Source organism: Arthrobacter sp. 01L42 (genome assembly GCF_056400005.1).
On sequence record NZ_JBFTSL010000015.1, the window covers coordinates 14,674 to 27,683 of the forward strand.

Sequence of the window (13,010 nt, forward strand, 5' to 3'; positions counted from 1 at the left end):
GTACGCAAGGCATGGCCTTACCAGGGCTGATGTCAGGGAACAGGTGACGACCAACGGGGGCGCTATGAATCGATCTGCCAAGTCAATGATCTGCGCCGTGCTGTTTACCTGTCTGGCCTTGGTGGCCTGCGGCCCGCCGGAGACGCGACTCTCTTCAGCGGAGACGGCAGCACCCGCTGGTGCAGCCGCATCCGCAAATCCATCCGCGTCCGCCGACCCGGCTGCGTCGTCCGTGGGAACCGTCGATGCGGGCGCGCAACAGCGGGTCAAGAATCTGTGCATGGATCAACTCAAGGCCCAGGCCTCCGGTGCAACCCCCGCGCCGGGCCAGCTGCGCCCCGCCCCGAAAGTCACGCTGGTGAGCGTCAAATATCTTGGAGAGATCAAACAGATCTCGCTTCCGGACAGTGCCTCCGGTTACGAACTCGGCGTCGAATTCGTCTACAAGATCGGACACGATGATTCCAAAACCGCCACGAAATTCTGCCGGGTAAATTTGACCGACTCGACCGTGGACTGGAAATGGACGGCGAGCCCCTAATCAGGGCCTGGACTATCTGTGCCAGCCCGACGTCGAGGGCTCTGAGACTGACACTAAGAGACGGGAGAGGCTCCGCCGGGGAAGCCGGGCGGAGCCTCTCTGCAGTCCAGAAACGCGATACCGCAACTCTGTGCCCAAGGCTGATCGTCAGGCAGTGACCCCTGCGCGCGCGGCCCTGCGCTCCACGGCAATTTCCACCAGCACACCGGCGGTAAACACAATGGGTACGGTCAGCAGCAGGCCCACGGCCGTTTCGGCACTGCCGCCGATCAGAGCGGTGAAGTTGATGATGACGAGGGACAGGACCCAGCCAAGCAGCAGGGTGGCGAGCACCGGTGCCACCGCGGTCTGCCAGAGCTGGCCGGACACCCTTTCCCGCCGGAAGTAGGCGACGACGGCCAGCGAGCAGAGCATGTACAGCACCAGGAGCGCGGCCACGGCCAGCCCGCTGAACCAGGAAAAGAGGGTGAGGACAGGATCCAGGGACAGCACCGCGAACGGCGCCACGAGCAGGAAGGCGACCACGGTCTGGATCCGCGCAGCGACGGCGGGCGCCTTGTGCCGGTTGGTCCGGGCCACTCCGCGGGGCATCGACCCGCGCAGGGCCAGCGAATGGAGGTAGCGGTTGATGCCGTTGTGGAAGGCGATGATGCCGGCCAGCAGGGAGGTCACGAGCAGCATGCCGGTGACCGTTCCGGCCCACGGCCCGAACAGCTCCACCATCGGCGTCAGCACGAACGCGGTGGAATCGCCCGATTCGAGGGCCGCGCCCGCGGCGTCGATGACATGCGAGGGTCCGTAGTAGCTGACCAGCATCCAAGAAATGAAGGAGAAGAAGACCGCGATGACGACTACCGAAAGGTACGTGGCCCGGGCGACGGTGCGGTGGGCGTCCTTGGCCTCGGCCGAGTAGATGGCCGTTGATTCGAAGCCGAACATGGAGGCGACTGCGAACATGATGGCAACGCCCGGGGCGCCTGCGCCGATCGCCGCGGGAGAGAAGGACGCCGCCAGGCTGATCCCCTCCGGCCCGCCGCCCCGCAACAGTACGGTGAAGCCGAACATGAGCAGGATAGCGACCTCCAGGCCCACCAGCACCGCCAGGACCCGCGCCCCGAGTTCGATGTTGAGGGAGCCCAGCACCTGCACGCCCGCCATGGTGATGGCGGCTAGAAGCCACCAAGGGACCACGATCCCGGCAGATCCGAGGAGGCCCGAGAACGCCGCGCCGTACAGCCCATACATCGCGGCCTGGACCGTGCTGTACGCGAGGAGCGCGAGCCACGCCGCTCCCGCGCCAACCTTCCGTCCGAAGGCGGCGGTGACATAGGCGTAGAAGGCGCCGTTGGCCTGGATCTTCCGGCTCATGGCCACGAAGCCGACCGCGAAGATCACGATGACGATGCCCACCACCAGATACGCGCCGGGGGCGCCGGCGCCGTTGCCGAGCGCTGCGGCCAGGGGTGATGCCCCGACGATTCCGGTCAACGGCGCCTGGGCTGACAAAACAAAGAAGAGAATGCCCATGACGCCGACGCTGCCGGCACGCAGCGCGGTGGAGTGCTCCGTGCGGGGGCTGGATTCTGCGGTCCGGGAATCTGAATTTGAAATACTCATCGGATCCTTCTTAACGGTCATGAGTCTGGGAGATGGGGTGCGTTGCACCGTGAAATCCAGCATGGCAGGTGGCGCCCGTCACGCTTTTGTCGATTAGCGACCGGTTGTTGTTCCTGAGCGTAGTCAGCACCGGGCCCCGTGCCGCCTGCACGGCGGGCCGGACGCCCTCGGGTCCGCAGCCTCAGGAAATAGCTTTCGGTGTTCCGTTCGCTCCCGCACAACAGCTCTTCGCGGATAGACAAGCCCCTCGGCCCTCGCCGGAGCACGCTTGAAACAGCACTCTTAGGCCGCACCGGCCGCGTTCTCTGACCTACTCGATGTGGAGTACCCCCATGGAAACCTACGACGCCCTGCTCGCCTCGATCACCCCGGTGGCCGGGGAAACCCGCACGATCTTTGACCCGGCCACCGGACAGCCGGTCGGCGAAGCACCGGTCCACACCGTTCAGGACCTCGAAGCCGCCATCGCCGCCGCAGCCGCCGCGCAGCCGGCCTGGGCCGCGCTGGGCCACGACGCCCGGTCCGCCGCGCTGCTCAGGGCCGCCGACGCCGTCGAACGCTCCGCCGAGGAACTCGCCCGCCTGCTCTCCCGCGAGCAGGGGAAACCGCTGAACGGCCCGAACGCCCGCTTTGAGGTCGGCGCCTGCGCCGCCTGGCTCCGCGTCGCCGCCGGCACGCCCCTGGACCCCGAAACCGTGGTGGACGACGGCGAAACCCGCGCCGAACTGCACTACCGGCCCATCGGCGTCGTCGGCGCGATCGGCCCCTGGAATTGGCCCATGATGATCACCGTCTGGCAGCTCGCCCCAGCCCTGCGCATGGGCAACGCCGTCGTCGTCAAGCCGTCCGAATACACCCCGCTGTCCGTTCTTGCCCTCGTCGAAATCCTCAACCAGGAACTCCCCGAAGGCCTCCTCACGGCGGTCTCCGGCGGCCGCGACGTCGGCGAGGCCCTGGCCGGACACCCCGCGGTCGGCAAGATCATGTTCACCGGCTCCACCGCCACCGGCAAGGCCATCATCAAATCCTCCGCCGACACCGTCAAGCGCCTCACCCTGGAGCTCGGCGGCAACGACGCCGGCATCGTCCTGCCCGACGCCGACCCCAAGGCGATCGCCGAGGGCCTGTTCTGGGGCGCCTTCATCAACACCGGCCAGACCTGCGCGGCGCTCAAGCGCCTCTACGTCCACGACGCCATTTACGACGCCGTCTGCGAGGAACTCGCCAGCGTGGCCCGTGCCATGCCCATGGGCAACGGACTCGACGAGGCCAACGTCCTGGGCCCGCTGCAGAACCGCCAGCAGTTCGACATCGTCGCCAGGCTCGTCGAGGCAGCCCGCGACTCCGGCGCCAGGATCCTGCTCGGCGGCAACCCGGAGAACGACCAGCCCGGGAACTTCTACCCCACCACCCTCGTCGCGGACATCGCCAACAGCAACCCGCTGGTCGCCGAGGAGCAGTTCGGCCCCGCCCTGCCGATCATCCGCTACGGCACCGTGGACGAGGCCATCGCCATGGCCAACGCCGTCGACGTCGGACTCGGCGCCTCGGTCTGGTCCTCCGACCCCGCCGAAGCCCGCAAGGTGGCGGCCCGGCTCGAGGCCGGCACTGTCTGGATCAACAAGCACGGGGCCGTGGACCCCCGCATCCCGTTCGGTGGCGCGAAGCAGTCCGGCTACGGACTCGAATTCGGTGTCGAAGGCCTCAAGGCCCTCGGGGTTCCGCAGGTCATCAACGGCTGACGCTGCACTTGGCAGGGGCCATCAGCGCAGCGCCTGCGGCACGGGTTCGTGCCGCAGGTAGCTGCGCCGGAACCGGCCGCTGCCGGCGGTCAGGGCCCGCAACTCCACCGCGTACCGCAACAGTTCCTGGTCCGGCACCTCGGCGCTGATCTCGGTGCCGTCGGCGCCGGCGGAGGTGGTTCCGGTCAGGCGTGCCCGCCGGGAGGACAAGTCGCTCATCACGGCGCCCACGTGGTCCTCCGAAACGCTGATGGTCACGGACGAGACCGGCTCCAGGAACTGGATGCGGGTTGCCCCGGCCGCCTCCCGGAGGGCCAGCGCCCCGGCCGCCTGGAAGGCAGCATCGGAGGAATCCACGCTGTGCGTCTTGCCGCCGATCAGCGTTACCTTGATATCCACTACCGGGAACCCGGCCGAGACGCCTTTCTGCATCTGGGCCCGGACGCCCTTTTCCACCGAGGTAATGAACGGCCCGGGAATCACGCCGCCAACGGTCTTGTCGACAAACTCGAACCCGCCGCCGCGGTCAAGCGGTTCCACCTCGATGTCGCACACCGCGTACTGGCCGTGGCCGCCGGATTGTTTGACATAGCGCCCGTGCCCGGCGGCCGGCGCGGCAAACGTCTCCCGCAGCGGCGTGATGACCGGGACGCTCTGCAGGTTCACCCCTTGGTCCCGCAGCCTGCCCAGGACGACGTCGGCGTGCGCCTCGCCCATGCACCACAGGATCAGCTGGTGGGTTTCGGAGTTGCGTTCCACCCGCAGCGTCGGGTCCCCGGCAGTGACCTTCCCCAGGTTCCTGGCCAGGGCGTCCTCGTCGCCGTGCGTGGCGGCTTCGATGGCGACCGGCATGAGCGGGTCCGGCATGTCCCAGGCGGCCACCAGCAGCGGCAGCTCCTTGGCCGAAATCGTGTCGCCGGTCTCGGCGGTGCCCAGCTTGGTCAGCGCGCAGATATCCCCCGCGACGCAGAACGGCACTGGCCGCAGACCTGATCCCAGTGGCGAGTACAGGTGGGTGACCCGCTCGTCGCTGTCGTGGTCCTCGTGGCCGCGGTCGGCCATTCCGCGGCCGCCCACATGGATGGCGGCGTCCTCCCGCACCACGCCGGAGAAAACGCGCACCAGGCAGACGCGGCCAAGGAACGGGTCGATCGTCGTACGGACCACTTCACCGAGCAGCGGACCGTCGGGGTCGCAGCCGAGCGCGCCGGCGGGCACCCCGTCGAGGTCGGTCGCTGCGGGGACGCCGCGCTCCGCCGGCGTCGGAAACGCACGCACCAGGACCTCGAGCAGTTCCGCCAGGCCGAGCCCGGACTCCGCCGACGCCGGCAGCACCGGGTGGAAGGACCCGCGGGCCACGGCCGTCTCCAGATCGGTGATCAGGACGTCGGGGGCGATTTCCTCGCCTCCGAGGTAGCGGTCCATGAGCGTCTCGTCTTCGCTCTCGGCAATGATCCCTTCGATCAGCGCGCCCCGTGCGGACTCCGCGGCGGCGAGTTCGACGCCGGTCGCGGCCCGGGTGGCCGGCGCCGGTTCCGCATCACTGTAGTCGGAGACCGTGCCGGTCAGCAGTCCCAGCAGCCCGGTGACGGGACCGTCCGCGGGGACCGGCAGGTAGAGCGGAAGGATGGAGTCGCCGAATGCCAGGCGGCAGCGGGCGATGGCGGCGTCGAAGTCCGCGCGCGGATGGTCCAGGCGGCTGATGACCACGGCCCGCGGCATCCCGAGCCGCTGGCACTCGCTCCAAAGCGCCGTGGTCGCTGCGTCGACGTCGTCGGTGGCCGAGACGACGAACAGCACCGCATCCGCCGCCCGGAGCCCTGCCCTCAGCTCGCCGATGAAATCCGTATAGCCCGGAGTGTCCAGCAGGTTGACCTTGATGTCCCCCACCATCACCGGCACCACCGCGAGCGCCACGGAGCGCTGCTGCGCGATGGCGGAAGGATCCGAGTCGCTCACCGTAGTGCCCTCGGCGATCGAGCCCTTGCGGGTGATGGCTCCGGTGGCGGCAAGCAGTGCCTCGGTGAGCATCGTTTTTCCGGAACCGGAATGCCCCACGAGTGCCACATTGCGGACCTTGTCCGGCTGTTCCGGCGGCGCGACGCCGTTGGCGTCTGCCCGCCGGAGGTCAGACGTACCCCGGACCGGTCCTCTTGACGGCGTCTTGGCGCCTTTCGACGGCATGAGAACCTCCCGGCGTCGCATCCACTCGTGCCCTGCAGGGCCTTGTGTTAAGGATTGGACACCCTGGGACGCCCGGACAGCAAGGTCTTTTTCAGGCCGTAGTTTTTCAGGCCGTGGCCGGAGCAACCAGGGACCCGGAGGCTGCCCGGTTCCGGAGCCAACGGCCCAGGGCCTTGCCTTTGCCCGTCCACCAGCTGTCCTCGTCGCTGCCATGGTGCCACCTGAAGATCACGGCGACCATGACGAACACTCCAGCGGCGACCTCGGGCCAAGAGCCGGAGGCGGCATCGAGGAGCACGCTGAACGCCATGACCACGATGGAAGGCAGTGCAAGTGTCCGGAACCACGTGTTGGCGACGAACCGGCTGCGGGATCGCGGCACGGAGACCGCGCGGACGAAGTCGAAGCACAGGCAGACGACCACCAGGGCCTGCCCCAGGGACATCAGGATGTGCCCCGGCAGGGAACCGGCAAACAGGACGGCCGCCTGGAGCCCCGGGCTCACGGCGTGCCCGTCAACGCAACTGGCCGCAGCCGGGACCCGCCCCGTAGGGGCGAATCAAACCTGGGCGAATCAAACCTGGGCGAATCACACCTGGACGGATCAAACTCGGTTGAATCATGCATGCGATGCCCCCCGGCGTCTACGCTGCTCCTGCGCTGGCTCCGCGCCCGGGCTTCCCGTAGGAGCTGTAGGCGTGTCATGCCAGCCTTTTCTGACACTCCAATTCAACGCGCGGAATGGGCATGAAGTCACGCAAATCAGGTACCCGACTATCGGATGGTCGGGTACCTGATTGCGTTCCGGTGTACTCGGTTTACTCCTGCCGCTACTTGCCCCGGCATTGCGACGTAACTGAAAAACGTGATGGTTGACACATTCCCCGTGGCCGTGTCATCGCCGCCCTGCTCACCAGGGAAACCTGGGGAAACCGCGAGATGAGTCCTAGCCCATGCCCCTCGGCCGCCACACCACCAGCGCCTGCGACCGCGCCTGCGGACGCTTGCCGCGGGCCAGGCTGACGACGTCGCCGGCAGTTCCTGCGGCGAAGATCCGCGAATCGGCCCCTTGGCGGCGCCGGCCCAGTTCCTCAGTCAGTTCTCCGACCCGGCGCTGCAGGGCGGCCACCTGGTTCTCCAGCTGGAGGATCCGCTTGATGCCCTCCAGCGAGACCCCCTCCTGGGAGAGCCGCTGGACCTCGCGAAGCATATTCACATCCCGCTGCGAGTAACGCCGCGACTTGCCCGGGGCACGGCTGGGCGAGACGATGCCCAGCCGGTCGTACTGGCGCAGCGTCTGCGGGTGCATGTCCGCCAGTTCCGCGGCAACGGAGATGACGAAGATCGGCTGGTCGAAGTCGATGGCCATGGCTGGATCCCGTTCCTAGAGCCGGGCCTTGGCTGCCAGGCCCGCGCGGACGTCCTCATTGGCGGTGGCCGCGGCGAAGGCCTTCACGGCCTCCTCCGCTTCCTTGTTCAGCTTCCGCGGAACAGCGACGTCGATCGTCACCAGCAGATCGCCGGTGGCTTTGGCGTGCTTGACGCCGCGGCCCTTGACGCGCAGGGTCCTGCCCGAGGGCGTCCCTGCCGGAACCCTGACCTTGACCGTGTCGCCGTCGACCGTCGGAACCTCGATGTCTGCGCCCAGGGCCGCCTCCGGGAAGGAGACCGGGACGTGGATCCGGAGGTTGTCGCCGTCGCGGACGTAGAATTCGTGCGGCTTTACCGAGACGGTGACCATGAGGTCGCCGTTGCCGGCGGGGGCGTACTGCCCCTTGCCGCGGACGCGGACCTTTTGTCCGTCCTTGATGCCGGCCGGGATGCGGACGTCGATGACCTCACCGTCCGGTTCACGCAGGCCGATCGTGGTGCCGCGGATGGACCCGCCGAACGAGATCGAGGTCGACGCGGTGCGGTCCGAGCCCTTCTGCGGAGCCCGCTGGAAGGACTGGCCCCCGCCGCCGAATCCGCCGCCGCCGAAGAGATCTGCAAACTCGGGCGGCATGCCGCCGGCCGTGCTGTAGCCGCCGGAGTGGCGGCCTCCGCCGCCGGTAAAGAGCCCGCCGAAGAGGTCCTCGAAGCCAGCTCCGCCGCCGGCCCCGCCGCTTCCGCCAGGGGCAAAGCGTGCGCCGCCGCCCATGGCCCGGATGGCGTCGTACTGCTGGCGCTCATCGGGATCCGAGAGCACGGAATAGGCCTCGGAGATGTCCTTGAACTTCTTCTCCGACGCGACGTTCCCCGCATTGGTGTCCGGGTGGTGCTGCCGGGCAAGTTTGCGGTAGGCCTTCTTGATGTCGGCGTCGGAAGCGTCCTTGGCGACACCAAGGATCTTGTAGAAGTCCTTGTCCACCCAGTCCTGGCTAGCCAATGGCGTTTCCTTTCAAAGTCTGTATTGCGGTTCGAGCTCCGCTGGATAGGGGGCCGTGCCCGCTTCGCGGTGCCCACCACGCCGCGGCCCCCTATCCAGCTGCGCTGCGTTCATCTCACCTTAGGCGAGACAACCGCTGAGCGGAGCGAGACAAGGGGCCCGGGAGTGGCATCGGGCCTATCGGAGCGTGGCGGCTTGGGTCCGCAGGACCCTAGGCCGCCACGCGTAGGGGCGGGGCCCCTTGTCTCGCTTCGCGATAGGTGACTACGCCGGTACCGCCACGATCACCTGGGCCGCGCGGAGGACGCGGTCGCCGGACTTGTAGCCCGAGCGCAGCACCTGGCTGACGGTGTCGATTTCGATATCCGTGCCGGGCTGCTGGATGAGGGCCTCGTGGATGGTCGGATCGAACTCCACGCCGGTCTCATCGATGCGGACCAGCCCGTACGTCTTCAGCGCAGCCTCCAGTTTGGCGGCGATCGCGGCGAAAGGGCCGTCCGCGAGGTCGCCGTGCTGGCGGGCGGCGTCGACGTCGTCCAGTACCGGCAGCAGCGCGTTCAGGACGCCGATGACGGCCATCTCGCCCGCCACGGCCCGGTCGCGCTCGACCCGCTTGCGGTAGTTGACGTACTCGGCCTGCAGGCGGCGGAGGTCATTCCTGAGCTCCTCCGCCGCGGCCGCGTCAACGCCCTGGGCCACAGATTCCGCGGGGGGCACCTCAACACTGTTGAGGATGTCCTCCGCCTGGGACAGTGCGTCCCCGGAGTCTGCCGCGGCAGCTGCGTGCTCCTGGCCGGGGTGGCGGGCCTGGCCGGTCTTCGGATCAACCTTGCGGTTGTCGTGGATCACCGGCTTCTGCGGCTCGCTCTCCTGCTGTTCCGCGTCGCGCCGGCTCTCGGAAGAACCGTGCTCTTCTTCGTTACCGTGATGCGGCATGATTACTTCTTCTCGTCTTCGTCAACGATTTCGGCGTCGACGATGTCCTCGTCGGAGCCGGCTGCCGGCTCGCCTGCGGGGGCACCCTGCGCACCGGCGTGGCCGTCGGGGGAACCGGCCTGGGCGTAGATGGCTTCGCCGAGCTTGGTCTGGGAAGCCTGCAGCTTCTCGAACGCGGTCTTCACGGCGGCGTCATCGGTGCCTTCGAGGGCCTTCTTGAGGGCGTCGACGTCGGCCTTGACCTCGGTCTTGACCTCTTCGGGCAGCTTGTCGGCGTTGTCGGCGATCAGCTTGTCCACGGAGTAGGCGAGCTGCTCGGCCGTGTTGCGGGTGTCGGTTGCCTCGCGGCGGGCCTTGTCCTCGGCCGCGTGCTCTTCGGCGTCGTGGACCATGCGGTCGATGTCTTCCTTGGACAGCGCGGTGCCGCCGGTGATGGTCATGGACTGTTCCTTGCCGGTGCCCTTGTCCTTCGCCGAAACGTGCACGATGCCGTTGGCGTCGATGTCGAAGGTGACCTCGACCTGCGGAACGCCGCGGGGGGCCGGCGCGATGCCGGTCAGTTCGAAGGTGCCCAGCGGCTTGTTGTCGCGGGTGAACTCACGCTCGCCCTGGAAGACCTGGATGGCCACGGACGGCTGGTTGTCATCCGCGGTGGTGAAGGTTTCGCTCCGCTTGGTCGGGATGGCGGTGTTGCGCTCGATCAGGTGCGTCATGATGCCGCCCTTGGTTTCGATGCCAAGGGACAACGGGGTGACGTCGATCAGGAGCACGTCCTTGCGCTCGCCCTTGAGGACACCGGCCTGCAGGGCGGCGCCGACGGCGACGACCTCATCGGGGTTGACGCCCTTGTTGGGCTCCTTGCCGCCGGCCAGTTCCTTGACGAGGTCGTAGACGGCCGGCATGCGGGTGGAGCCGCCGACGAGCACGATGTGGTCGATCTCGGAGAGCTTGATGCCGGCTTCCTTGATGACGTCCTGGAACGGCTTCTTGGTGCGGTCCAGCAGGTCCTTGGTGAGGTCCTGGAACTTGGCGCGGGTCAGCTGCTCGTCCAGGTGGACCGGGCCGTCGGGGGTGACGGACAGGTACTGGAGGGAAACGTTGGTGCTGGAGGAGGAGGAGAGTTCCTTCTTGGCCTGCTCCGCGGCTTCACGGAGACGCTGCAGGGCAATCTTGTCCTTCGTGAGGTCGATGCCCTTGACCTTGAGCTGGTTCAGCAGGTATTCCACGACGCGCTGGTCCCAGTCGTCGCCGCCGAGGTGGTTGTCACCGGCGGTGGCGCGGACCTGGATGGTGGAGAAGTTGTCCTCATCCTTGCCGACCTCCAGGAGGGAGACGTCGAAGGTTCCGCCGCCGAGGTCGAAGACCAGGATGAGTTCGTCTTCCTTGCCCTTGTCCAGGCCGTAGGCCAGGGCGGCCGCTGTGGGCTCGTTGACGATGCGCAGGACGTTCAGGCCGGCGATTTCTCCGGCCTCCTTGGTGGCCTGGCGCTGGGCGTCGTTGAAGTAGGCCGGCACGGTGACGACGGCGTCGGTGACCTTTTCACCGAGGTAGGACTCGGCGTCGTTCTTAAGCTTCATGAGGATACGGGCGGAAATTTCCTGCGCCGTGTACTTCTTGTCGTCAATGGCGACGGTCCAGTCAGTGCCCATGTGGCGCTTGACGGACGCGATGGTGCGGTCAATGTTGTTGACGGCCTGGCGCTTGGCGATCTCGCCGACCAGGACCTCGCCGGACTTGGAGAAGGCAACAACCGACGGCGTGGTGCGGCCACCCTCGGCGTTGGCAATGACGGTGGGCTCGCCACCTTCGAGAACGGAGACGACGGAGTTAGTGGTTCCGAGGTCAATACCTACTGCACGTGACATGGATTGTTTCCTTACTTCCTTGGAATCTTGCGGAGATGGCCGCGGACCCGCAGTGGCTCCAACCACAGTGACTGTGGCTCTAACCGCAATTGCTCTAACCGCAGTGGGTCCGACCGTTATTGAGCGATCTACACTCAACTTTACCCAGAGGGGGACATAAGTCAATTTAAAGTTGAGCGAAGTCGACTCAACTTTGCACTCCCGTCCCGCCCGCGGCAGCTCCTCGCCGCCTAAATTCCCCTCAATCCAGCCCTTCCGGCGCGTCCCGGGCGGCGTTTCGCCCTGCGCGAACCTGCCCGCTGGGCGCAGGGGCGCAGACCTGGGCAGGGGACCAGCCGGCGCCCGCGCCGGCTGGTCCCGCCAGCTTTGATCCCGTTAGTTGTCGCCCCGAGCGGCGTCGCCGTCGGCAGGCTCTCCCGCTGCCGGCCGGGCGGATCGCTCGGGACGGGACGTACCGGCGCTCCCGTAGTCACCTTCGGGGTATTCACCTTCCTCGGCGACGCCGGCGGGCTCACCGGAGACCCCGCCCTCGCCGTAGTCGCCCTCGGGATAGTCGCCTTCCACGTCGCCGACGACGGCGGCTCCGGCCACGCCGGCCTCGCCGTAGTCCCCCGCGGCGTACTCCCCCTCGACGGCGGTGGGCGGGACTTGGCCTGCCGTGCCGGCGGAGCCGTAGTCGCCCTCAACGTATTGCCCCTCAGGTGCCGCGGCCTCTGCCTCATCTTCCGCGGGACCGGCATCGACGTTCCGCGGCGCCGCTTTTCCGGGGACATTCTCTACAGGCGTGTTCTCTGCAGGCCTGTTCTCTTCAGGCCTGGTCTCTTCAGACATGGATGGATCCTTCCTGGACGCATCTGGCGCGCCCGTGCGGGCGCAGGGGCAGTCTATCGAGCGCCACGGCAAGGCAACAGGGGAACCTGGTTTACCGGGCAGCGCCGGCCGCCGGCAGGCCCGCCACGTCGGCCAGCACCGCGAGGTGGTGGCCGAAGAGCTCCTCCCGGGCTGTGAACGTGTCTGGGCCATACTGGCCGAAAACCTCGAAACTGACGGCACCGAAAAGCGAGGTCCAGGCCAGTGCGCCGCGGGCCAGGAGGTCATCCGGCACCGCCAGGCCGAACTCGGCGCGGATTTTCGCCAGGTCCCCCGCCAGCCCGGCGGACACGGCAGGACTCCGCCGGCCGGTCGCGGCGAGCCGCCCGGCCCGGAAAGCGCCGTCGAGGATTCCCATGAGGGCAGTAATCACCCTCGTCCCGGGGCCGGTGGTCCGCCCCGCCGGGGCCTGGTAACCGGGCACCGGACTGCCGAAGAGCAGGGCGTAGCGGGAGGGCTCGCGCAGCGCCCAGTCCCGCACCGCGCAGCCCAGCGCCGCGAAGCGCCCGCCGAAGTCATCCTCCGGCACTGCCCCGACGGCGGCATCCACCGCATCGCCAAGTTCGTTGTACGCATCAATCAGCAGAAGGGTCAGCAGCTCCTCGCGGCTCTCCACGTAGCGGTAGACCGCCGAAGAGACGACCCCGAGATCACGGGCCACGGCACGGAGGGACAGTGCGGCGGCACCGTGCAGCACCAGATGCTCCCGGCCCAGGCGGACGATATCGGCCACCGTTTGGGCCCGGGCACGCTCGCGCGGGGTGCGCAGCCGCACCGCCGCCGGGGCCGCTCCGGCCGCTCCGGCCGGGCCTGCCGCAACGCCGGCGTCTATCGCGCCCGCAATCCTGTCCTCTGGCATGAGTCCAGCATTCCACATCCAAGAGCAC

General features: G+C 67.8%; 11 protein-coding genes. 2 read left to right on the plus strand and 9 right to left on the minus strand.

Annotated elements, in window-relative coordinates; translation table 11 throughout:
- Positions 1-64: 64 nt before the first annotated feature.
- The gene (locus AC1DN2_RS13835; protein ID WP_476850738.1) at positions 65-541 is read left to right on the plus strand and encodes a hypothetical protein; all 477 of its coding nucleotides are present in this window, start codon (positions 65-67) and stop codon (positions 539-541) included.
- Positions 542-688: 147 nt separating this feature from the next.
- On the opposite strand, the gene AC1DN2_RS13840 is transcribed toward AC1DN2_RS13835, so the two are convergent.
- Positions 689-2,158: an APC family permease gene (locus AC1DN2_RS13840; RefSeq protein WP_476850739.1), complete on the minus strand. Its 1,470-nt coding sequence runs from the start codon at positions 2,156-2,158 to the stop codon at positions 689-691.
- Between the two features lie 332 nt (positions 2,159-2,490).
- On the opposite strand from AC1DN2_RS13840, the gene AC1DN2_RS13845 reads away from it, so the two are divergent.
- Positions 2,491-3,900, plus strand: a complete 1,410-nt coding sequence (locus AC1DN2_RS13845) for an aldehyde dehydrogenase family protein (RefSeq protein WP_476850740.1) — start codon at positions 2,491-2,493, stop codon at positions 3,898-3,900.
- A gap of 21 nt (positions 3,901-3,921) precedes the next feature.
- Here the strand turns inward: AC1DN2_RS13845 and AC1DN2_RS13850 are convergent, their stop codons facing one another.
- The 8 genes from AC1DN2_RS13850 to AC1DN2_RS13885 all read right to left on the minus strand — a co-directional run bounded on the left by AC1DN2_RS13850 (position 3,922) and on the right by AC1DN2_RS13885 (position 12,982).
- Positions 3,922-6,084, minus strand: a complete 2,163-nt coding sequence (locus AC1DN2_RS13850) for an elongation factor G-like protein EF-G2 (protein ID WP_476850741.1) — start codon at positions 6,082-6,084, stop codon at positions 3,922-3,924.
- Positions 6,085-6,190: 106 nt separating this feature from the next.
- Entirely contained in the window at positions 6,191-6,589 is a 399-nt protein-coding gene (locus AC1DN2_RS13855; protein ID WP_476850742.1) for a hypothetical protein, read from the minus strand.
- Positions 6,590-7,030: 441 nt separating this feature from the next.
- The gene (locus tag AC1DN2_RS13860; RefSeq protein ID WP_028275425.1) at positions 7,031-7,453 is read right to left on the minus strand and encodes a heat shock protein transcriptional repressor HspR; all 423 of its coding nucleotides are present in this window, start codon (positions 7,451-7,453) and stop codon (positions 7,031-7,033) included.
- A gap of 15 nt (positions 7,454-7,468) precedes the next feature.
- Positions 7,469-8,452, minus strand: coding sequence for a DnaJ C-terminal domain-containing protein (locus AC1DN2_RS13865; protein WP_476850743.1), 984 nt, complete (start codon positions 8,450-8,452; stop codon positions 7,469-7,471).
- A 264-nt stretch (positions 8,453-8,716) separates the two neighbouring features.
- Complete coding sequence (locus tag AC1DN2_RS13870; RefSeq protein ID WP_476850744.1) at positions 8,717-9,388, minus strand: nucleotide exchange factor GrpE; 672 nt, start codon at positions 9,386-9,388, stop codon at positions 8,717-8,719.
- A 2-nt stretch (positions 9,389-9,390) separates the two neighbouring features.
- Positions 9,391-11,253, minus strand: coding sequence for a molecular chaperone DnaK (dnaK, locus tag AC1DN2_RS13875; RefSeq protein ID WP_079550752.1), 1,863 nt, complete (start codon positions 11,251-11,253; stop codon positions 9,391-9,393).
- Between the two features lie 375 nt (positions 11,254-11,628).
- Complete coding sequence (locus tag AC1DN2_RS13880) at positions 11,629-12,084, minus strand: hypothetical protein (protein WP_476850745.1); 456 nt, start codon at positions 12,082-12,084, stop codon at positions 11,629-11,631.
- Between the two features lie 91 nt (positions 12,085-12,175).
- Positions 12,176-12,982, minus strand: coding sequence for a TetR/AcrR family transcriptional regulator (locus tag AC1DN2_RS13885; RefSeq protein ID WP_476850746.1), 807 nt, complete (start codon positions 12,980-12,982; stop codon positions 12,176-12,178).
- Between the last annotated feature and the right edge of the window lie 28 nt (positions 12,983-13,010).